This is a genomic window from Ferrimonas aestuarii, from assembly GCF_005116665.1.
Lineage (GTDB): Bacteria > Pseudomonadota > Gammaproteobacteria > Enterobacterales > Shewanellaceae > Ferrimonas > Ferrimonas aestuarii.
This window is the reverse complement of record NZ_SWCJ01000028.1, coordinates 19,038-40,097: the sequence shown is the minus strand read 5'-3', so window position 1 is coordinate 40,097 and position 21,060 is coordinate 19,038. Positions and strand designations below refer to the sequence as shown.

Annotated in this window: 23 protein-coding genes; 13 read left to right on the top strand and 10 right to left on the bottom strand. The window is 50.8% G+C overall.

Annotated elements, in window-relative coordinates; translation table 11 throughout:
• The first annotated feature begins 394 nt into the window (after positions 1-394).
• Positions 395-1,498 (top strand): phosphoribosylaminoimidazolesuccinocarboxamide synthase, encoded by a 1,104-nt coding sequence (locus FCL42_RS21015; RefSeq protein WP_136865385.1) that lies wholly within the window; start codon positions 395-397, stop codon positions 1,496-1,498.
• Positions 1,499-1,734: 236 nt separating this feature from the next.
• Here FCL42_RS21015 and FCL42_RS21010 read toward each other — a convergent pair whose 3' ends face one another.
• Together FCL42_RS21010 and bioA are read right to left on the bottom strand one after the other, a co-directional pair.
• Positions 1,735-2,904, bottom strand: a complete 1,170-nt coding sequence (locus FCL42_RS21010; protein WP_136865384.1) for a lysozyme inhibitor LprI family protein — start codon at positions 2,902-2,904, stop codon at positions 1,735-1,737.
• A gap of 481 nt (positions 2,905-3,385) precedes the next feature.
• Positions 3,386-4,651, bottom strand: coding sequence for an adenosylmethionine--8-amino-7-oxononanoate transaminase (gene bioA, locus FCL42_RS21005; RefSeq protein ID WP_136865383.1), 1,266 nt, complete (start codon positions 4,649-4,651; stop codon positions 3,386-3,388).
• Between the two features lie 108 nt (positions 4,652-4,759).
• On the opposite strand from bioA, the gene bioB reads away from it, so the two are divergent.
• From bioB to bioD, 4 genes are read left to right on the top strand one after another with little or no spacing between them, the layout of a single operon-like run.
• The gene (gene bioB, locus FCL42_RS21000) at positions 4,760-5,809 is read left to right on the top strand and encodes a biotin synthase BioB (RefSeq protein WP_136865382.1); all 1,050 of its coding nucleotides are present in this window, start codon (positions 4,760-4,762) and stop codon (positions 5,807-5,809) included.
• Positions 5,796-6,983 (top strand): 8-amino-7-oxononanoate synthase, encoded by a 1,188-nt coding sequence (gene bioF, locus FCL42_RS20995; RefSeq protein WP_136865381.1) that lies wholly within the window; start codon positions 5,796-5,798, stop codon positions 6,981-6,983. The genes bioB and bioF overlap by 14 nt, the downstream gene beginning before the upstream one ends.
• A 2-nt stretch (positions 6,984-6,985) precedes the next feature.
• Positions 6,986-7,810, top strand: a complete 825-nt coding sequence (bioC, locus tag FCL42_RS20990; RefSeq protein ID WP_136865380.1) for a malonyl-ACP O-methyltransferase BioC — start codon at positions 6,986-6,988, stop codon at positions 7,808-7,810.
• Between the two features lie 50 nt (positions 7,811-7,860).
• Positions 7,861-8,541, top strand: a complete 681-nt coding sequence (gene bioD, locus FCL42_RS20985) for a dethiobiotin synthase (RefSeq protein WP_136865379.1) — start codon at positions 7,861-7,863, stop codon at positions 8,539-8,541.
• Here bioD and FCL42_RS20980 read toward each other — a convergent pair.
• From FCL42_RS20980 to FCL42_RS20955, 6 genes are all read right to left on the bottom strand, one after another.
• Positions 8,538-8,810: a DksA/TraR family C4-type zinc finger protein gene (locus FCL42_RS20980; RefSeq protein ID WP_136865378.1), complete on the bottom strand. Its 273-nt coding sequence runs from the start codon at positions 8,808-8,810 to the stop codon at positions 8,538-8,540. The genes bioD and FCL42_RS20980 overlap by 4 nt on opposite strands.
• A 66-nt stretch (positions 8,811-8,876) precedes the next feature.
• Positions 8,877-10,166 carry an NAD(P)/FAD-dependent oxidoreductase gene (locus tag FCL42_RS20975; protein ID WP_136865377.1) on the bottom strand — a complete coding sequence of 430 codons (1,290 nt, stop codon included), beginning with the start codon at positions 10,164-10,166 and terminating at the stop codon, positions 8,877-8,879.
• Positions 10,167-10,262: 96 nt separating this feature from the next.
• Positions 10,263-10,589, bottom strand: coding sequence for a DMT family transporter (locus FCL42_RS20970; protein ID WP_136865376.1), 327 nt, complete (start codon positions 10,587-10,589; stop codon positions 10,263-10,265).
• 169 nt (positions 10,590-10,758) lie between these two features.
• A complete protein-coding gene (gene yqfB / locus FCL42_RS20965; RefSeq protein WP_136865375.1) occupies positions 10,759-11,073 on the bottom strand; it encodes a N(4)-acetylcytidine aminohydrolase in 315 nt (104 codons plus the stop codon).
• Positions 11,074-11,588: 515 nt separating this feature from the next.
• Positions 11,589-12,434: an S-formylglutathione hydrolase gene (fghA, locus tag FCL42_RS20960; protein WP_136865374.1), complete on the bottom strand. Its 846-nt coding sequence runs from the start codon at positions 12,432-12,434 to the stop codon at positions 11,589-11,591.
• A 71-nt stretch (positions 12,435-12,505) separates the two neighbouring features.
• Complete coding sequence (locus FCL42_RS20955) at positions 12,506-13,636, bottom strand: S-(hydroxymethyl)glutathione dehydrogenase/class III alcohol dehydrogenase (protein WP_136865373.1); 1,131 nt, start codon at positions 13,634-13,636, stop codon at positions 12,506-12,508.
• Positions 13,637-13,842: 206 nt separating this feature from the next.
• Here FCL42_RS20955 and FCL42_RS20950 point away from each other — a divergent pair, with 206 nt between their 5' ends.
• The 3 genes from FCL42_RS20950 (at position 13,843) to FCL42_RS20940 (ending at position 16,514) form a co-directional block, all read left to right on the top strand.
• The gene (locus FCL42_RS20950; protein ID WP_136865372.1) at positions 13,843-14,718 is read left to right on the top strand and encodes a LysR family transcriptional regulator; all 876 of its coding nucleotides are present in this window, start codon (positions 13,843-13,845) and stop codon (positions 14,716-14,718) included.
• A 181-nt stretch (positions 14,719-14,899) separates the two neighbouring features.
• Positions 14,900-15,946, top strand: coding sequence for a glutathione S-transferase family protein (locus FCL42_RS20945; RefSeq protein WP_169308475.1), 1,047 nt, complete (start codon positions 14,900-14,902; stop codon positions 15,944-15,946).
• Positions 15,947-16,049: 103 nt separating this feature from the next.
• Complete coding sequence (locus FCL42_RS20940) at positions 16,050-16,514, top strand: MarR family winged helix-turn-helix transcriptional regulator (protein ID WP_205729313.1); 465 nt, start codon at positions 16,050-16,052, stop codon at positions 16,512-16,514.
• A 21-nt stretch (positions 16,515-16,535) separates the two neighbouring features.
• On the opposite strand, the gene FCL42_RS20935 is transcribed toward FCL42_RS20940, so the two are convergent.
• Positions 16,536-16,841, bottom strand: coding sequence for an antibiotic biosynthesis monooxygenase family protein (locus tag FCL42_RS20935; protein ID WP_136865370.1), 306 nt, complete (start codon positions 16,839-16,841; stop codon positions 16,536-16,538).
• A gap of 137 nt (positions 16,842-16,978) precedes the next feature.
• On the opposite strand from FCL42_RS20935, the gene FCL42_RS20930 reads away from it, so the two are divergent.
• Complete coding sequence (locus FCL42_RS20930; protein WP_136865369.1) at positions 16,979-17,386, top strand: VanZ family protein; 408 nt, start codon at positions 16,979-16,981, stop codon at positions 17,384-17,386.
• Between the two features lie 8 nt (positions 17,387-17,394).
• Here FCL42_RS20930 and FCL42_RS20925 read toward each other — a convergent pair whose 3' ends face one another.
• Positions 17,395-18,390, bottom strand: a complete 996-nt coding sequence (locus FCL42_RS20925) for a PDDEXK-like family protein (RefSeq protein ID WP_136865368.1) — start codon at positions 18,388-18,390, stop codon at positions 17,395-17,397.
• Positions 18,391-18,540: 150 nt separating this feature from the next.
• On the opposite strand from FCL42_RS20925, the gene FCL42_RS20920 reads away from it, so the two are divergent.
• The 4 genes from FCL42_RS20920 to FCL42_RS20905 all read left to right on the top strand — a co-directional run bounded on the left by FCL42_RS20920 (position 18,541) and on the right by FCL42_RS20905 (position 21,036).
• Positions 18,541-19,491, top strand: coding sequence for a LysR family transcriptional regulator (locus tag FCL42_RS20920; protein ID WP_136865367.1), 951 nt, complete (start codon positions 18,541-18,543; stop codon positions 19,489-19,491).
• A gap of 23 nt (positions 19,492-19,514) precedes the next feature.
• Positions 19,515-19,868, top strand: coding sequence for a TIR domain-containing protein (locus FCL42_RS20915; RefSeq protein WP_136865366.1), 354 nt, complete (start codon positions 19,515-19,517; stop codon positions 19,866-19,868).
• Positions 19,865-20,368 carry a GNAT family N-acetyltransferase gene (locus FCL42_RS20910; protein WP_136865365.1) on the top strand — a complete coding sequence of 168 codons (504 nt, stop codon included), beginning with the start codon at positions 19,865-19,867 and terminating at the stop codon, positions 20,366-20,368. The genes FCL42_RS20915 and FCL42_RS20910 overlap by 4 nt, the downstream gene beginning before the upstream one ends.
• A 98-nt stretch (positions 20,369-20,466) precedes the next feature.
• Positions 20,467-21,036, top strand: coding sequence for a TetR/AcrR family transcriptional regulator (locus tag FCL42_RS20905; protein WP_136865364.1), 570 nt, complete (start codon positions 20,467-20,469; stop codon positions 21,034-21,036).
• Positions 21,037-21,060 lie beyond the last annotated feature (24 nt).

Here is a 21,060-nt window from a genome sequence, read left to right as displayed (position 1 = left end):
ATCAGCGGGCTTTGTTTTATCTGAAGTTAAAACCGTCTATCACCAATATTTCTCGTCTCACACCCACAAACGCCCACCCCATCAGCGGGCTTTGTTTTATCTGAAAGACATTTCAAATTAACAATCGATTTCAACCACAGCCAATCGTCCTCTACGTTGTTCGACCTTACCCCCCTCCAGCTGCCAGCTGGCGGTCAATCTCACGCATTAGTCTATTTTTGTGAACTCAGTGTTCTATCCAAATCGAGCAAAATAGCAGCAACCAACCTAGTTTGAACGCCTTAATCTGGTATGATTCCGGCAACTGAAACCGTTAGTTAGCGTCACTATTAAATAAAATTCAGAACGCTGTGTTTTCAGTTTTACCCTACACCTACAACACAGGACAGTTGCAATGAGTCTTGCCGACAAAGTTTTAGCCGTAAACGACGACCTTCCTATTCGCACCGAACAGCCGGTACACAGCGGTAAAGTCCGCAGCGTGTATTGGTTAACCGAAGCCGACAGCGCTCGCCTGATCAAAGAAAAAGGCTATGACGTTGCCGCTGACGCGCCACTGGCAATCATGGTGATCAGCGATCGCATCAGTGCGTTTGACTGCATCTGGAAAGGTGAAAATGGTCTTAACGGCGTTCCAGGTAAAGGCGCCGCACTCAATGCCATCTCCAACCACTGGTTCAAACTGTTCCGTGAACAAGGCTTGGCCGACAGCCACATTTTGGATATCCCTCACCCACTGGTTTGGATTGTTCAAAAAGCGAAGCCAGTTATGATCGAAGCGATCTGCCGTCAATACATCACCGGCTCCATGTGGCGCAGCTACGTTAAAGGTGAACGGGACTTCTGCGGTATCCAACTGCCAGAAGGACTGACCAAAGATCAGAAGCTGCCAGAGCTGCTGATCACCCCATCGACTAAAGGTATCCTAGAAGGGATTCCTGGCGTTCCTGCAGTAGACGACGTCAACATCACCCGCCAGAACATTGTTGATAATTACCAGGCATTTAACTTCAAAAACTTGGACGATATCGATCGCTACGAAGTGCTGCTTCAGCAAGGCTTTGATGTCATTGCCAAGGCGCTTGGCGACTTAGATCAGGTGTTCGTAGATACTAAATTCGAGTTCGGTTACGTCACCGACGCAGCGGGCAACGAAAAGCTCATCTACATGGATGAGGTGGGCACGCCAGACTCTTCACGCATCTGGGACGGCGCTCAATATCGCGACGGTGTGGTTGTAGAGAACTCCAAAGAGGGCTTCCGCCAACTATTGCTGAACCACTTCCCAGATCCAGACATTCTGCTAAACAAAGACCGCATGGTAGAGCGAGCCGCGCTGGCGACTGACAACGAACTGCCAGAGTCTGTACTGATGGCCGTCTCCAAGACCTATGTCGACATCGCAGAAAAGATCACCGGTGAGCCACTAAATTTGTCGGATAACCCAAAAGCAGAGATCATCGAAATCTTAAGCAAAGACTATGGTCTCATCAACTAAAATCGGCTTGAGTGTTAGATGTTGAGTCAAAGCGCCTTTTATTGCGATGACTCAAAACTAGCTTATTCAACGGCACCGCCAGTGGATTTCTAAGCAAAAGCGCGACCTCGTCGCGCTTTTTTCATCACTGCCACCAATAAAGCCAACAACGGTTTTCTCAAAGATCAAAAATGGGCATCACGTTAGACGCGATGCCCAAATTCATCTTCAGCGCTCACAACACGCTGGCTTATCCCTTATTTCGGCCTTACTGCCAGCATCAGCTGACCCTTGAGATCTGCATAGGTCTCACCTTGTATGGAATCTTCATAGAGGATGTAATCATTGCCTTGATAGTGGAACGAAAACGGCGAGCTTGCAGAATGCTCAGGCACAATTTTGTGAAGCTGCTTGCTTGCCAAATCGTACTCCCAAATGCATGCCCAATTGCCAGAGTTATCAAAAAACACCGATTGGTCATCGAAAGACCAAGCCAAGCTGTTGATATACCAGCCGGAAGCAAAAGCATTATCAGAGACGATCTCAGACTGATTCGTTTCAACATCGTAAATCACGATGGAGTTGAGTTTCTTCGCAGCCGCCAGATCGGTCACTTGCTGAGCTTTGGCAAAGTATGGCCCCTCTTTACTAACGATTTGAAAGCGATCGTTGTTCATGGCATTCGCGGTTATCGCCAACTTTCCACGATCATGAGACAACGCCATCTCGTCACCGGAAGGACGATATTCAACATAACGCTCTTCATCATAATGCCTAAATACATTCAGTACACCCGGCGCAAGCTCCGTACCCAACAAGTACTGATGCTCGGTGATGGTTTTTGAATTTATCGAGCCATCTTGTATCGAGAAGAAGTGTAACTTGCCCTCTTCGATGAAATAGGACACCGAAGTCGCGATACGCAAACTGTCATTGGTAATCGCGAAGGTTTTGCCGGTCGCTGGGGAGTACTCAAACAACGTGGCAACCTTATTCACGTTGGCAATGTAATAGATAAACAGCTCGTCATTAACCACCGCGGCCTGAGGTCGAGACAGATAGCCATTGACGGTCAAAAGAGGTTTACGCGGCCAAGGGCGATACTTCTCCTTCACCACTTCTCGAGTCATTCCTGCTAAAGAGAGCTCATCTAGGCTGTTAATGTCTGGCAGGGTCATGCCTTCAGTCAGGTCATGCTGGCCAATGTGTTGACGGTCTATCAGTTGATTAATTCGATCAGCAAACGCTTTTTCACAATAAAAGGGAGTGGTGCAGGCAAAGTTACGTTGCTTTAACCAAGCTCGTTGTTCCTGTTTGATGCTGCTGTCGTGTTTGAGCACATTGAAATACAGGGTATGAACCACCTCATCCATCTGACTGATGGACGGGTTATCACAGATCATCTTTTCAATTTTAGCTTTAGCCAAACTGCAATCAAAACTGGCTGCAAAAGAGTTGGCAGAAAGCAGCATGGAAAGAATTGAGAGTGATGTTAGAGAAATTGTGTTTCTTAGCGGCTTGGCCAGAGAAGGCATACTACGGACAACGCGGTATGGGCTTGTGACTTTGAACATAAGATCTTACTACTGCTTGTTTGAGAGAAATACAGAGCCACTGTTGATACTTAGGAGGTCAATTCTATCTAGCCAATCAACAGGGCAAATTTTGAAAATCATTCGATTACTAGAACCACACCTAATTCACCATAAACGAGGGTTCAGGTATCAACAATATTCTGTAACTATCTGATTTTTATATAATGACAACCATACAGGCTTTAGTAAAAACAAGGTAGAAAAAAGTCTTTAAAATGAAGGCTAATCCACAGGGGATTGCTCATTTTTTATGGCGGCTTTTGGGTGACGTGCAAGTCACTCCCAGTTCAGCCGCCCGTAGCAATACCTCAAGTTAAGCCAATGCGGTCGCGATGGCATTCACCAATTTACCAATTTGCATTTTGCTCATAATGAACGGTGGCATCACGTACACCAAACGGCCAAAAGGTCGAATCCACACCCCTTGAGACACAAAATGACGCTGAATTTTAGCCACATCTACTGGCTCATGGGTCTCGACCACGCCGATGGCCCCCAGCCAACGCACTGACTTCACCGCCGCGATGTCATTCAGGGGCGGCAACGCCTCTGCCAGCGAAGATTCAATATCGGCCACCTGCTGCTGCCAATGGTTTTCCATCACCAACTCCAAACTGGCGTTGGCCACCGCACAGGCAAGGGGGTTGCCCATAAATGTGGGGCCATGCATAAAGCACCCCGCTTGGCCCCCAGACACCGTGTTAGCCACCTCTGTGGTGGTCAGACACGCCGACAGCGTCATATAACCACCGGTCAACGCTTTACCTAAACAGAGAATGTCGGGGCAGACCCCGGCATGCTCAACCGCGAACAACTTACCGGTTCGGCCAAACCCAGTGGCAATTTCATCGCAAATCAGCAAGATACCGGTTTCATCACAGAGCCTACGCACCTCTCGCAAAAACTGCGGGTGATAAAAGCGCATACCGCCCGCCCCCTGCACTATTGGCTCCAAAATCACCGCCGCCAGCTCCCCCTGATGAGACCGTAACTTGGATTCAAAATCGTGAATATCACTTGGGTCCCAAGGGTCAAAAAAGCCCCCTTGAGGGGAATCAGCAAAGACGTGCTCGGGCAAAAAGCCTTTATAGAGGCTGTGCATGGAGTTGTCTGGGTCGGTCACCGACATCGCCGCAAAGGTATCGCCATGGTAGCCGTGACGCAGGGTAAGAAACTTTGAGCGGCGCTCTCCTTTGGCGGCCCAGTACTGCAGCGCCATCTTCAGTGATACCTCCACCGCCACCGAGCCTGAGTCCGCCAGAAATAACTTTTGCAGAGGCTCTGGGGTCATCGCAATCAGCTTTTTCCCTAGTTCCACTGCTGGTTCGTGAGTAATGCCACCAAACATCACGTGTGCCATCTTCTGGCTTTGTGCCACCAGTGCATCATTCAACTTAGGATGGTTGTAACCGTGAATGGCTGCCCACCACGAGGACATGCCATCAAGTAGCACTTCACCGGTCTCTAGGGTGAGCTCAACGCCCTTGGCCGATGCCACCGGATAACAGGGCAATGGATTCAAAGTCGAGGTATAGGGGTGCCAAAGGTGGTTCTGATCGAACTGAAGATCAATGCTCATTTTTTAACCATTAGTAAAGGTCGTGCCAGTGATTCGATTGACAGGTTACCCAATTCAATTAGACTAGCCAAGAATAAACCTATACCAAATCAGTCTTTAGGAACGCCCATGGATATTCGCCACAACTGGACTCGCGCCGAGGCCAGCGCCCTGTTTGACCTGCCATTTATGGAGCTGATGTTTCAGGCTCAGCAGGTTCATCGTCAATACCATGATCCCAATCAGGTTCAAGTAAGTACCCTGCTCTCCATCAAGACTGGTGCTTGCCCTGAAGACTGCAAATACTGCCCCCAGAGCGCCCACTACCGCACCGACGTGGACAAAGAGCGATTGATGGAGGTACAACAGGTACTGGAATCGGCCGCCAAAGCCAAAGCCGCAGGTTCCCAGCGTTTCTGCATGGGTGCCGCTTGGAAAAACCCCAAAGAACGCGACATGCCCTACTTGGTCGAGATGATCAAAGGGGTAAAAGCGATGGGCATGGAGTCCTGCATGACTTTGGGTATGCTCGATGGCGATCAAGCGCGGCGCTTGGCCGATGCCGGTTTGGATTACTACAACCACAACCTAGACACCTCGCCAGAGTTCTATGGCTCAATCATCACCACCCGCACCTATCAGGACCGCCTCGATACCCTGAGTAACGTCCGAGATGCGGGCATGAAAGTGTGTTCCGGCGGCATTATCGGCATGGGCGAAACCTCTGATGACCGCTATGGCCTGTTGGTCGAGCTGGCTAACCTGCCGACCCATCCGGAAAGTGTGCCAATCAATATGCTGGTGAAGGTAAAGGGTACGCCGATGGAGAACGTGGATGACGTTGAATCATTCGACTTCATTCGTCTTATCGCCATCGCTCGCATCATGATGCCAAAATCTGCGGTTCGTTTGTCTGCCGGTCGCGAGAACATGAACGAGCAGATGCAAACCCTATGCTTTATGGCTGGTGCCAACTCCATCTTCTATGGCTGTAAGCTGCTGACCACTCCAAACCCAGCGGAAGATAAAGATCTGCAGCTGTTCAACAAACTAAAAATCAACTCTCAGCATCAGGTACAAAAGCCCGATGCCATCGAGCAGGAGATGCTGGAAAGTCAGGTGGCTCACAACATCGCCTCCCGTCCAAGCGCAGACGATCTGTTCTATGACGCCAGCTGATCCCTTCTTAAGCCGTATCGACGCCGCGCTAGAACAGCGTGCGGCGTCCCACCTTTTGCGTCAGCGCACCTCAGTGCGCCGCCTACCTAAGGCACGCATCGAAGTTGATGGCAAACAGTACCACCATTTTTGCAGCAACGATTACCTCGGACTTGCTGAGCACCCACAGGTACTCAATGCCTGGCAGCAGGGGCTGGTTCAGCACGGCGGCGGCAGCGGCGCCTCGCCTCTGGTCACCGGCCACCACCACGCTCATGCACAGTTAGAGTCCACTTTATGCCAATGGCTGGGCTTTGAGCAGGCGCTGCTGTTCTCCTCAGGCTTTGCCGCCAACCAAGCGGTGCTGCTGGCACTGCTGGATAACGGCGACCTTTTGCTGCAAGACCGCTTAAATCATGCTTCGCTGCAGGAAGCCGGCAGTCTTGGCGACGCCACCATGAAGCGCTTTCGCCATAACGATCTGACCCATCTTGAGACGCTACTTCGTAACAACGCCGACAACGCGCCGACGCTGGTGGTCACCGAAGGGGTGTTCAGCATGGACGGCGACTGTGCGCCACTGGCCGAAATTCAGCATCTATGTCAGGCTCACAATGCTTGGTTGATGGTGGACGATGCCCATGGCCTTGGCGTTTTAGGCCGCCACGGCAAAGGCAGTTGTGATGCCGCCGGCATCCAGCCCGATCTTCTGATCGTAACCTTTGGTAAAGCCCTCGGCGGCAGCGGAGCAGCAGTGCTGTGTAAAAAGCCCATCGCTGATTACCTACTGCAGCGCGCACGCCACCTCATCTACTCCACCGCTCTGCCCCCCGCCCAAGCCGACGCCGTCAGCGCCGCCATTGAGGTGATTAAAAGCGATCCCAAGCCCTATGCGTACATCAGCGAACTCAAAGCTAGATTCCTTGCAAAACTGGACAATGAAATCCCCGTTGCCGCCAGCGACAGCCCAATTCTGCCGTTGATTGTTGGCAGCAGCGAAGCGGCGGTAATGCTGTCAGATAAACTTAAAGACGCCGGATTCTGGGTCAGTGCCATTCGGCCACCGACGGTGCCCAAAGGCAGCGCCCGACTGCGCATTACCCTGTCCGCCAGCCACAGCAACACTCAGGTAGACGCCTTAGCCGATGCCATTAATGCATTGTGGCACTCATTGCCACTTAAGGAGTGTCAGTGATCATGGCCAATCAAACCGAAAATTGGCAGCGTTCTCGCAACCACGCCCAAACTCCAGCGGATAAATCCGCCATCGGTGATGCCTTTGGTAAAGCAGCAGCCAGTTACGATGCCCACGCCGAGCTTCAGCGCCTAAGCGGCAACCGCTTGTTGGAGCTTGCCGGCCCTCTGTCTCTTGGTAGCCTGCTAGATCTTGGCTGTGGCAGCGGCCACTTCACCGAGGTGTTGGCCAAACAGGGGCACGCGCTTACTGGGCTGGATCTCTCCGCAGAGATGATCAAATTCACCCAAGCTCGGGCCGAAACACACGGCTTTAAGGTGCAAACCTTCGTGGGCGACATCGACCAGTTACCCGTTGCCCCAGCCAGTATCGACAAGGTGTTTAGCAATCTGGCTCTGCAGTGGAGTGACGATCTCAGCGCCGCACTGGCGCAGCTTAAGCGTAGCCTTAAGCCCGGAGGTCAACTGCTGTTCACCACCTTAGTCGATGGCTCTCTGCACGAACTGGCGGACGCATGGCAGCACGTGGATGGACGCCCACGCATCAACCGATTTTTAACTCGCGAGCAGATACAGCGAGCCATTGCCAACGCAGGCCTGACTGGCACAGTGCAATTTGAGCCCATCACCCTCTACTTTGACTCGGTGATGGCGGTGATGCGTTCACTAAAAGGGGTGGGTGCAACCCATCTTCATCAGGGACGCAGTCAGGGGCTTACCGGCAAAGGGCAGATTCGTGCTCTGCAAAATGCCTATTCTCGCGCACCACAAGGACGGCCGCTGACCTATCAGCTCTGCTTTGCCATCGTGCGTCCAAACGACGCTTAATGGCTCTCAATTGCCCTACCTAAGGGCTGTGACTGTATTCTGGAAACCTTATGACGCAACACCTTTTTATTACCGGCACCGACACCGACATCGGCAAAACTCTGGCGGCGAAAGCGCTGCTGCAAGCCTTTAATCAGGCCGGTGTCGCCACCGCAGGATTTAAGCCAATCGCCGCCGGCTGTGAAATGACCGACGGCGAGCTTAAAAACTCCGACGCTCTGACACTGCAAAATGCCAGCAGCGTCAAGCTCGACTACAGCGAAGTGAATCCCTTTGCCCTAACAGCACCACTATCCCCGCACTTAGCGGCCAAGCTCGATCACTGCGATATCGATGAGGCTCGCTTAGATGCTGGCCTTGAGAATCTGTCGGCCAAAGCCGAGCTGGTGCTGACCGAAGGGGCTGGTGGTTGGCTGGTGCCGTTGTCCGATACCCGCTCGTTAAATCAGTGGGTGGCTAAGCAGCAGTTGCCGGTGGTTCTGGTGGTGGGCATAAAGCTAGGCTGCCTCAACCACGCCATGCTCAGCAAACGGGTGATTGAAGCCGATGGTTTAAACCTGGTGGGCTGGATTGCCAATCATGTGGATCCTAATGCTGCCTGCCAACAGCAGAACATTGATTACTTAACTGAGCAGCTGGGAGCGCCGCTGCTAGGTCGCATCCCTTTTTTGGATGGGGATAAAAGTCAGCTTGCTCACTACATCGATCTATCAAAACTGGCTCTGTGCTAACGCAGTTGGCTGTCTTTACTCCCGCGGCGATTAAACAGCATGTGGTTTCGCTGCTGTTTATCCAGCTCTGTCTGGCATTGGATGCACAATCGCACCCCAGGCAGAGCCCTGCGCCGAGCCTCTGAGATAGGCTCTCCACACTCATCACACTCGGCGGCGCTTGGACGATTGGGATCCGGCAGTCGATTGTGAATTTGACTCACTGCATCATTGATACTGACGTCTATCTGTTCAGAAACGGCGCCATCTTTACTGAAACCGCCCGCCATAACACTCCTCCTAAATTCAAAACGAATATAAGAAACGAGCTTCCCTGCTCAACGCTAAATAGGTAATTACCACAGTTTCAACTGAGGTCGAAATAGTCGCTGCATTCCATTAAGCACTAATAATAGGCCGCCTTTAATTGGACCATGAAGTGCCAACATGTGGCGGCGGTACAAAGAGGCATACACAAACCGAGCCGGACATCCCGCCAGTGCCAAGCCACCTTTCATAAAGGAGAACATGTTGCCTACCGTATGGAACCGCGCCAAGTTCACAAAGGAACCCAGATCTTTATAGACGTAGCGCTTCAGTTCAACATCGGAGTATTCCTGCAGCAGCATTAAGTTGTCGGCCACCAACAGCGCCAGCTGACGGGCAGTTTGGCCCCGAGCAGGTAAAAAGCTGCCATCAGGTTGAGGCACTGATGCACAGTCCCCAAAGGCGAAAATCGCAGGATCGGTAAGGCTTTGACCGCTGTCGCTAACCGAAAGTTGGTTTTGAGCATTGGTGTGCAGGCCCAAAGTCGAAAGCACCTCAGGTGCCTTAACGCCAGCCGCCCATAACGTCAGGTCAGACTGAATAAATTCTCCAGACGCAGTCATCAAACCCGCTTGCGTCACTTCGGTCACTCGAGTGTCGGTAAGCACAGTAACACCCAGTAGTTCTAGGTTTTCCGCAACCGCGGCACGTAGGTGCGCTTTAGGCAAACCAGGCATTACCGTCGGGCCAGCTTCTATCAAGGTGACCTCAAGCAGATCATCCCCAAGATCAAACCCATAACTTTGCATCATCTCGGTCAAATGGTGCATCTCTGCCGCCATCTCCACTCCGGTGGCGCCGCCGCCAACAATGGCCATCTTGAGTTTGCCATGGCGTAGTCCTTGGCTGTGCTGCAGCATCAGCTTATGGATGCGCTTACGCATGGTCATGGCTTCCGAGGTCAGATCCAATGAGTGGCTGTGTTGTTGGACTCCCGGTATGCCAAAGTCGTTGGTGACTGCGCCGACACCTATGACCAAATAGTCATAATTCAGGGAACGCTCCGGCAACACTTCGTTTCCTTGCTCATCGAAGGTGGCACCAATTCTTAGCTGCTTTTGATCCTTATCCAGACCAACCAAAGGCCCTTGCTCAAAGCGGTAGCCATTTTTAGCGCCATGGCTGCGATAATCCACCGCGTTTAGCCCTTCATCAAGGCTTCCAGTCGCCAGCTCATGCAGCAATGGCTTCCAGATATGAAAGTCGCTCACATCCACAAGGGTAATTTCAGCCTTGCCGGTTTTGCCAAGGCGTTTACCCAATTTCTTCAACAGTTCCATACCGCCAGCGCCGCCGCCGACCACAACAATGCGAGTCATCGCTCTCTCCAAAAACTAAAAATCGATACAAAAATGAGATGAGACCAACGGCTGTTAAAGCGAAACGTTTTGCTAAAACAACCGGGCTACAATGAGTTAGTGGCTGTGACCTTGGCTAAAATTAACCAGCATGACACCCACCATGATGAGAGCCATACCAATCCAAGTGGCGGTGTCCAGATGCTGTTTATAAAGCCAAGCAGAGAGCATGGTTACCACCACAATGGCCAAACCAGCCCACAGCGCATGCACCACGCCAACGGGTAAACCTTTCATGGCATAAGCAAGAAAGAGGAAAGCGCTCAGGTGGCCCAGCACCACCAGCACCAAAGGTCCCGGACGGCTAAAGCCATCGGTGGCTTTCAGTGCCACATGAGACAGGGCTTCAGCCACCACACCCAAAAATAGAAATACCCAACTCATCGCTTTCGCCTTCCGCTGTTTAATTGATGAGGAGCATTATATTGATGCGATAGAAATTGATAATCCGCCGAATTGGCAAATAACTATTACCACTTGGTAATAGTTATTCGGAACGAAGGGAGGGCGAAAATGGAAGTAAAAGCCTTTGAATTCAAGTGGATAATAGCAATCAATTCACGAGTTGAAAGGCAACCACATACAGTGAATCGGTATTTGGGTAGATATCTCGAATCACGGCCTTAAGCTGGGGTAAGGTCATGTTCTCCTGCTCGGCATGGCGCTCTGATAGCTGCTCAAACTCTAAGGCGGTGACCGAGTCGATTCTCAGCTGGCAAAACCTGCGGTTGTCTTCAAAAGTCGATACCTGAACACAGCTACCTGGAGCATAATCCTTCTCGGACGCATCCCGAATGGTGATGGTCTTTTTTCCAGACAAAATATCAGCTTCAAAACGCTCGAAAAAGGTCATTTCGGATAAGCTCATCGCGTCACTCTTTTTATAAATTCAAATCGAGTCAGAGCTTATCTCAAGCTAACCCTTTGCACCAACAAGGCACAGCCAATTCGGTCTCAAAACCGCTGAATATGATGATGCTGTTTGTCTGCCACGGCAAACGAGCTTCCGGTTACAAAGCGCTCAATCAATCTCATCTCTCTAATCCCAGCAAAGAGGTGATACCAATTGCACCAATAATTTGATCATTTCTCTGAAATTAATCGGTTCTCCGGCAAGGCTGTAAAGCCAAACTCTAGTAGCTCTACCGTGAGGTTTACTAACGCTGCATGAGGGCCCATTAAATCAGCCTTCCGGGAAGGGCGTCCAGAGACCCATTGCCTGCTATCTGTCCTGACACAGGCGGTTAGATTCAGAACAAAAAGATCAGTTTGTGGCGCACGAAAGGTCAACAGACCCTAATGTAATTGGTATAAAAGCGACTGTCATGCCATCGATACAAAAACGCCCCGCAAATGCAGGGCGTATAGGGATTCAGCTTCGGTTTACACCAAAAAATTGGCGTGAAACTTTAGATGCTGCTCGATGAAACTGGCGATGAAATAGTAGCTATGGTCATAGCCTTCATGTTGCTCCAAAACCAGCGGATAGCCGTTGTCACGGGCGGCTTGTTTAAGGCGCTGTGGCGTCAATTGCTCGGCAAGAAACTCATCACTCAAGCCTTGGCTTACCAGCATCGGCGTCCGATCATTGGCATCGGCGGCAGCGATCAATTCGCAGCTGTCGTACGCTTTCCAGGCTTCGACATCGTCACCCAAATACGCCGCAAAGGCTTTTTGTCCCCAAGGAACTTGGGTTGGATTCACGATTGGCGAAAACGCCGACGCGCTCAAGTAGCGACCCGGATTCTTCAGAGCTGAGATCAACGCGCCGTGACCGCCCATTGAGTGGCCCGCGATGGAACGCTTGTCGTTCACCGGGAAATTGGCCTCCACCAGCTCAGGCAACTCTTTGGTGATGTAATCGTACATCTGGTAGTGAGACTGCCACGGAGCTTGAGTCGAATTCACGTAAAACCCGGCACCTTGGCCCAGATCATACCCTTCGTCGTTAGCCACCTCTTCACCGCGAGGACTGGTATCTGGTGCCACAATGGCGATGCCCAGCTCTGCCGCCATGCGCTGAGCGCCAGCTTTCTGCATGAAGTTTTCGTCAGTGCAGGTCAGCCCCGACAACCAATACAGCACCGGAACCTTGCGGCTTCCGCTAGCTTGCGGCGGTAAATAGATAGCAAACACCATCTCAGTACCAGTGGTACTGGAGGTGTGACGATAACGTTTGTGCCAACCGCCGAAAGCGCGGTTGCAACTGATGTTCTCTAAAGTGCTCATGTGCGAGAAGCGCTCCCAAAAGCAAAATGAAAAAGAGGTGGGGAACGCGCCCCACCCTTTTAGTTAATCACTTATTTATCAAAGTGGATAACGGTACGAATGCTCTCACCTTTGTGCATCAGTTCGAACGCTTCGTTAACCTCTTCCAGACCCATGGTGTGGGTGATGAAATCATCCAGTTTAAACTCACCATTCATGTAACGCTCAACGTACTCAGGCAGCTCAGAGCGGCCTTTAACGCCGCCGAAGGCAGAGCCTTTCCATACACGGCCGGTCACCAACTGGAATGGACGAGTGGAGATCTCTTGGCCTGCACCAGCAACACCAATGATCACAGATTCACCCCAACCTTTGTGGCAGCACTCTAGAGCACTACGCATCAGGTGTACGTTACCTACACACTCGAAGGAGAAATCCACACCGCCATCGGTCATCTCAACGATCACTTCCTGAATTGGCTTGTCGAACTCTTTCGGGTTCACGCAATCAGTCGCGCCAAGCTTACGAGCAAGATCAAACTTCGACGGGTTGATGTCGATGGCAATAATGCGACCGGCTTTGGCCATCTGTGCGCCAATGATGGCAGACAGACCGATACCACCCAAGCCGAATACGGCAACGGTATCACCAGGCTGAACATCCGCAGTGTTGGTTACCGCCCCCATACCAGTGGTTACGCCACAACCTAGCAGGCAAACCTCTTCCAATGGCGCATCTTTGTTGATCTTCGCCAGAGAGATCTCAGGCAGTACCGTGTATTCAGAGAAGGTTGAGCAACCCATGTAGTGGTAGATTGGCTCACCGTTAATGGAGAAACGAGTAGTGCCATCAGGCATCAGGCCTTTACCTTGAGTTTCGCGAATCTTCTGACACAGGTTGGTTTTACCTGATTTACAGAACTTACACTCGCCACACTCAGGGGTGTACAGAGGAATAACGTGGTCGCCGACTTTAACGCTGGTTACGCCTTCGCCCACAGACTCAACAATACCGCCGCCTTCGTGGCCCAAGATGGATGGGAAAATACCCTCTGGATCATCACCGGAAAGGGTAAATGCATCGGTATGGCACACACCGGTGGCCATCACTTTAATGCGAACTTCACCTGCTTTAGGTGGTGCGACGTCCACGGTTTCCATTTTCAGTGGCTGGCCAGGACCCCAGGCTACAGCGGCTTTTGACTTAATCACTTGAGCGGTCATGCTTCACTCCTAACTAGAGATAACGTAAGAAACAGCAGTGGCTGTTCTGCATTTGATGGCGGCCATTATAATTAGCTCACGAGATGTGATAATCCCTCTAAATCGCAATAAACTTTTACCCAGAAGGAATAATCTTGGCACTGCATCGGGTTTAAAAAGGGTATACTCGGCGCCAAGTTGCTGCTGATTATTTATAGGAGAGCGCATTGGCTAACTGGGAAGGTATCAATGAATTTGTTGCAGTGGTAGAGACAGAGTCATTTACCGCAGCCTCAAAACGCTTGGGGATCTCGACTGCGCAGGTTAGCCGGCAGATCAGTACGTTAGAACAGCGTCTGGCAACCAAACTCTTCTACCGCACCACACGCCGAGTCACGGTAACCGATGCCGGTCAGCTTTTCTATCAGCATACCCGACCACTTCTCGATGGCGTTGAGGAAGCAGAATCTGCACTCAATAGTCTGCAGAGCAACCCAAGGGGTAAACTCAAGCTTACTGCTCCGGTGGCCTTTGGTGAACAACATATCACACCGGTCATCAGCCAATACTGTCTTGAGTACCCAGACCTCAATGTAGAGATGATGCTCACCAATCTACAGGTGGACTTGGTCGATGAAGGGGTCGATCTGGCCATTCGACTAGGACAATTGGCCGACTCCAACATGATGGCCAAACGTCTGGGTAGCCGAACTTTGCACCTTTGTGCCGCCCCAAGCTACCTTGAGCGCAGCGGCGAACCCCACAGCCTGTCAGAGCTTGCCAATCACAACTGCCTATTGGGTACCTTAGATTACTGGCGCTTTAACAATAACAACCGCACCACTCAGCTCAAAGTCTCTGGTTCATTGCGTTGTAACAGCGGCCAAGCACTGCTGGACATGGCGTTAGCCGGCGTTGGCTTAGTGCAACTGCCGAGCAACTATGTATCACAGCCGCTACAAACCGGAGAGCTGGTGGAACTAATGACACAATTTCGCCCGCCAGAAGAAGGGATCTGGGCACTCTACCCCCACAACCGTCAACTGTCTCCTAAAGTCAGCCTGCTGATCGACCGCCTCAAACAAGCCCTGAGCGAGCCCTAGAACCAGCTCCATCCGTGATCAAGTTTACAATTAACACCATGTTCTCAACTTATATATCATGACACCATTAAAATGTGTCATGATACTAAATGACGCGGTTCCGGTGTGTGAATCCTTCTAACCACCACTGGGGCCGCTTTTTTAACCAAATAAGTGTCATGACACACAAGGGCGTATAATGATGACCAAATTAACGCGCTGTGCCGCTGCCATTACCGGTGCTGCAAGTGTGCTACTCTCCTTTGGCTGCGCACAAAACGTGCCACAACTGCAGAGTAGTATCGAGCTTAATCCCGACCTGCCCCCCATCGTATTACACCACACTCAGTACAGCCCCTTCGCCGAAAAAGCGCGCATCATGCTCGGTTACACTCAGCTAAAGTGGTACGCCGTTAACGCGCCCTTACCACCGCGACCGATTCAAGAAGAGTTAGTTGGCGGTTATGCTCGGCGCATCCCTCTCCTCCAAATTGGCGCTGATATCTTCGTCGACTCAGATTTGATTGCTAAAGAGATTGCCGCGCTGTCTCACCAACCCGAATTAGACCGAAGCCAGCAGTCCACTCGCTCGCAGCAGTTGGTCACCTCTCAAGAGCCTGAGCTGTTTTTACCCATATTAAACTCAATGAGTAAACTGCAGTTTCTCAGTGGTTTGCACCATATGATGCCATTTGGGCAGATGGTTCGATTCACCCGAGACCGCCTCGGGGCATTTAGCGATTTTGAACAGCCCACCATGGATCGGGCGCTCGCTCAGCTTAAGCTGGAACAGAAAAACCGAGAATTAGCAGACGCCCTGCAAGGTGGCCCGTACTTATTCGGCCAGAGTGCTCCCACCATTGCCGACTTTAGCGCCTTTCACCTTCGCTGGTATCGAGCGTCCTTAGACTATCCGGTGATCACCGAACAACAACCTGAGTTGATGGACTGGTATCAACGTATGGATGCCATCGACCATGGCCAGCGCACCGACATAGAGCCGAAGCTGGCGTGGACCATCGCTTCCACCTATTCGCCGCGCCCGATTCCTGAGTCTATGACACTCAGTGACCGCATCGGCAAAACTATTTCACTCAAACCCAATGATACGGTGGGTTACGCCACCCCAGCAATTGAGGGCATCCTCGTTGGGGAAAATCAGCAGCGCTACGTTATTCGCAGGCAGACCACACACGCTGGCATAGTGCATATCTACTTCCCTAAACAGGCTTACGGAGCCTGCTTCTAACCCAGCCACCGATTCGGGCATTGCCTCAAGAGTGAATTGCAGTATGATCACGGCTTAGTGTGAGTAACACTAAGCCGATTCATTGAACATATTGAGGTTTCTTGTGGCTAATAAGTCTGCGGTTCATGCGCTTATCCAATCCAATTACCCCACCGATCAAAAGGTCAGTGGCCTGTTGCTGTGCATGGCACAAGAGATGAAAGTCACCATGACGAGGCAGCTGCTTCCCTTTAAAATTTCACCGCCACAACTGATGATGCTGCACGCCCTAGACAAGGGACCCAAAGAGGGGCTAACCGTCGGCCAGCTCAAAGAGGGGATGCTGGAAGATAGCTCAAACGTGTCTCGCAGCTTAAATAAACTGGAAGAGTCTGGATTGGTGGTCAAGCGGCGCGATGATGAGGATCAGCGCATCGTTAAGATTATCATCACCGATGCTGGTCGCCAACTGCACCTTGACGCAGATGAAGCCTTAATGAAAATAGAGGGCGGTCTCGGGCTTAATGAGTCTGAACTTGAAACCCTGTTTGCTCTACTAAAGAAAGCCGTCAACAACGCCATCAACTAAAGCGAGTTGTCGCCCCCGCGATTAATGGCCCATCTGATACTCTCGTTCCACTTTGGCTACGCGAATCCGGTAGGTATCGAACAGGCGCGCTTTTCCCTGCTGCTGTGCCAATTGATGGTTCATCTGAGCTTTCCAGTCAGCAATGGCGGCTTCAGAGTCCCAATACGACAGGCTAAGTAACTTATTTTGCTCAACAAGGCTCTGGAAACGCTCAATAGAGATAAAACCAGGCTGGCCTTCCAACAACGGGCGCAGCTGAGCGGCAAGCTCCAAGTATTCTGCTTTGCCGTCTGCTTTGGGCACCACTTCAAACAACACCGCGTACATGATCTCTCCTTACATTTCAGATTCCTTAATTTGACCCAGCTGTAAGAAAAAGTCTGCGATTTAGCTCTAGATAGTGGCAATTTCCGGATCTGAACGTTAGTGTTTATTGCCCTGTATTACCGCTGCGAACTCACCCAATGAATAAGTTTGTCACTTTCCTGGCTGCCGGATTCTTCTGCTTTATTTTGTGGGTGATCTATCTCGCCAATACTGGACAGCCAAATGTCTTGTTCCAATTGGTAAAAATGATCCCCTATGGGGATAAAGTTGGCCATCTATTGCTGTTTGGCACACTTACCCTGCTTGCTAACTTAGCTTTGGGGTTTCGCGTCCTAAGCGTTAATCGACTGCCCCTCTATTGGGGAACGGCTTTGGTCACTGTTTTTGTGGCTATCGAAGAACTTAGCCAACATTTTATTCCCAGCCGAACTCTGGATATGTTGGACTTTATCGCGGATATAATCGGCATCTTACTCTTCACGGGGCTCTCGAAACTGCTGGCAAATCACTTACGGGGCAGCGCAACAGACAACCGAGCTCATTAAATCTGGCCTTAGATGGACGTCAACAGCCGCTGAGACTGCCTCAACCTCGCCAACGTAGACTCTAAATCGATCCGGCCATCGTCATTCACGACTCGAAAGTCCCCTTTAAACTGATACACCGTCATGCAAGCACCGGTTCCAAATCTTGGCGGCTTACTCCACTGTGCAGGCGCAAAAGTCTTGGCTCGCTCCTTGACGTTCTCATACCAAAACTGTCGAAGCGCTTTTTGCTGCGAAGCTTCAGCGACACCAATCTTAACGCAGAGTTTTTTCTCTTCAATTTGAAGATACTGCTCACAATCATCGTCACCGACAAAATGCCACCAAAACCCCATGAAACCACCGTTTTTATTGGGTACATATCGCCATGTCCCAACCCCGAGCTCTCGTTGAAGATAGAGAAAATACCCTTTCCAAGCTCGCTGGCTCCAGCGTTCTACAGGTTCCGTTATATAACTGTCACTGCGTTGCTGAATATGGGTCAGGTAAGCTCGATAATCCAACACAATGGCGTTATCACCAGGGTAGCGATTTAGCACCTGCAACATCATCGGCCGAGTAAAGGGTTGATACCCTTTTTTTACAACCCGCCGATAACAGCCTTGATCTTCGGTTTTGTAATAAACAGGCAGCACTTTGTCGCGCTCATAACCACGACCACTCACCTCGTTAAGATAATTAACCAGCTGATTAGAATGATCTTCTGTGTGAGTCTTATCTTCAATCAGAATCACATACTCATCGTTAAGCACACACAATACATCGATGTAGTTATCTTGTCGTGTCACCTCAACTCGGCTTATTACCTTCGGCATAGAAACCGAATGCAGATGAAAAATCCGCTCAATAAAGTCCAAAGCAGTGCGATGCAGAAGTGGATCAAGATGGCCATATTCAGGCTTGGCCCAGCTTAACAACCAACATAGAACCGCATCTTGAGATGCTTCACTAGTGGCAAATTGAAACAGGTTAGGCAAAGTCGGCTTACGGGTGAGTTCAGTCATGGCGTGACACACGAGGCAGTTATCATTTGGGGTCGACGCTACTTGCTTTAGAGGTGAGCTTCAAGGATCTCTATGATTTTATTTAGTAATCCACTATTGTTAACCCCAGCTTTGAACCGCGCTATCAAGCGCTCTCTGTAGGACAGCGTCATGTCTATCTCTAACCAACTGGCCCTATTTGTCGATGTGGTAAAGCTTGGCTCCTTTGCAAAGGCCGCCAAATTGCACCAAATGGACAACTCCTCATTGTCCAAACAGATAAAAAAGTTGGAAGCCACCCTTGGGGTCACGCTGCTAAATCGCTCGACACGCTCAATCTCGCTCACCTCCGCTGGGCAAGATATTTTGGCGCAATCGGAACTGATGCTGGAAAACTTAAATCAGATCCATAACATCGCGGATGCCTACCAAAGCCAACCCAAGGGGCGAATTCGCATCGCCGCACCGGTGTTTTTCGGGCAGGTTTATATCCAGCCCGTGGTTACCCAGTTTTTAAAACGCTACCCAGAGATAAAACTGTCGCTGATTCTTGATGACCGCCGTGCCAACATCATCACCGATCATATCGATCTGGCCTTTCGTATTGGCCGCCTCAGTGATTCCAACCTCATCGCCAAAAAGATCGCCAACACCAATTTTGCCCTAGTGGCATCCAAGCAGTTCATTGCTAAGCACGGCACACCTCAGACGCCAGAGCAATTATTGACGCTGCCGGCGGTGATCTATGGCAACGACGACATCCACCTGGATCACCTTCAAATTGCATCATCCCCTGGTAGCAAACAATGGCTCAACCTTAAAATGCGTGGCAACTACGTCGTTAATGATGTGCAATCGATGATCAAAGGCGTACAAGAAGGGCTAGGTTACGCACTGATCGATCTGTTCAATTTGCAATACCCTATCCATGAAATGGGACTGACGCCAATTTTGACCGACTACGCCCTATCAACGCGAGATACCGGCATCTATGCCATCTACCCGCACCGGCAACACACTCCACTAATTGGGGAGTTCATCCAAGCTGCCCAGCAACATATCGGCACTCCGCCCTACTGGGAGAGCCACATACCCAATTATCAACAGATGTACCGCCCCTAACGATTGACATAGGCAAATGGATAATGACCAAGGTATACCTCGCCGGTAGCTTCAAACACTACGGCACGTTACGAAAGATTCAACAACAGTTTATCGACGCCCAGATTGAGTGCTTGCTGTCCTCGCCCGATGCCAACCAAGGCATTGAGGGTTGCCTGCAGCGTATCGACCAATCCGACATCACCTTTATCGTCAACTTCGATGGCTATGTGGGCAAAAGCGTCACCCTAGACATCGGCTACGCCCTGGGAGTAGATAAACCGATATACGCCTTAGAGCCCATTAGCGACCCAGACATCACTCACCTGATTTGTGGCGTCAAATCCGTCAATCAACTCATCGACTTAATTCACTCGAGCGCAAGCACACGACCATGAAATCAAACCCTGTCACCATTCGTCCAATCCAACCAAGCGACGATGCCGAAATTTGCAGAATCATCAAGCAGGTTGGTGCCGAATTCGGTGCCATCGGCGATGGCTTTGGCCCCTCAGATGCGGAAGTGTTGGCCATGAGCGCTCATTATGGCCAAGGCGCTAACGACAACCACAATAGCTGCTATCTGGTGGCGACAATGAATGGCTTGGTGGTCGGCGGTTGCGGCGTAGCGCCGTTTCAAGGCAGCCTTCACACCTGCGAACTCAAAAAGCTGTTTCTGTTGCCACAAGGTCGTGGCCGCGGCATCGGTAAAGCTCTCACTTTGGCCTGCCTCGCCTTTGCCAAAGAGCAAAATTTTCGCCGCTGCTATCTGGATACCCTAAAAACCATGACGACCGCCATTGAGCTCTATCAACAACTGGGATTTACCCACTTAGACGCACCACTGGCCGCCAGCGAACACCGCGGCTGCGATGTGTGGATGATAAAAACGCTGTAAACGGTACAGATGCCGCTCACTGTTCCATTTACGGTAAAAATGGTTGCGGTAAGCACAGGACTCCTTATGCTTGAGGGCCGTTCACAAGAGTCTTGCCCATGACTACCACCTCATCAAAAGTTGCCTTGAAGATCGTCGCTGTATTCCAACAGCAACTGCGCCAGCAAGACTACCGCGACCTTTCCATTAGCGACATCGTCAAACGTGCCGGAGTTGGAAGAACCACCTTCTATCGCCACTTCAATCGAAAGCTGGATCTGTTGTTGGCAATGCACCGGCCATTATTTGATGAGATGTTGTCAGGGCTGGAATCCGCTCAAGATTGGCACCATGCCCAGCCGCGGCCTCAGCTTATCGCGTTTCTAGAACGCATTAGTCGTATCAGTGGTTTCAGGCGCAGCATGCTCTATAAACTCGGCAACGACAAAGACAGCGCGTTTAACCAGCTCCGACAACGTTTTACGGAGCAAATCAACCAACGCTTAGCGGCGCAGTTTGACGAAAATCAATTCAATTTACCGCTGCCACTGATCGCCACCACCATTGCCGCCATCTATTTTGACAACTTGGTGCTCATGGTTGAACAGAAAGGCAGATACTCCAGCGAAGAGATTGCCAAGGTGATTCATCGCCTAAGCCAAGCCTGTTTAAAAGAAGCCATGTCGTAAATAGCAATCAATTTAAAATCAATC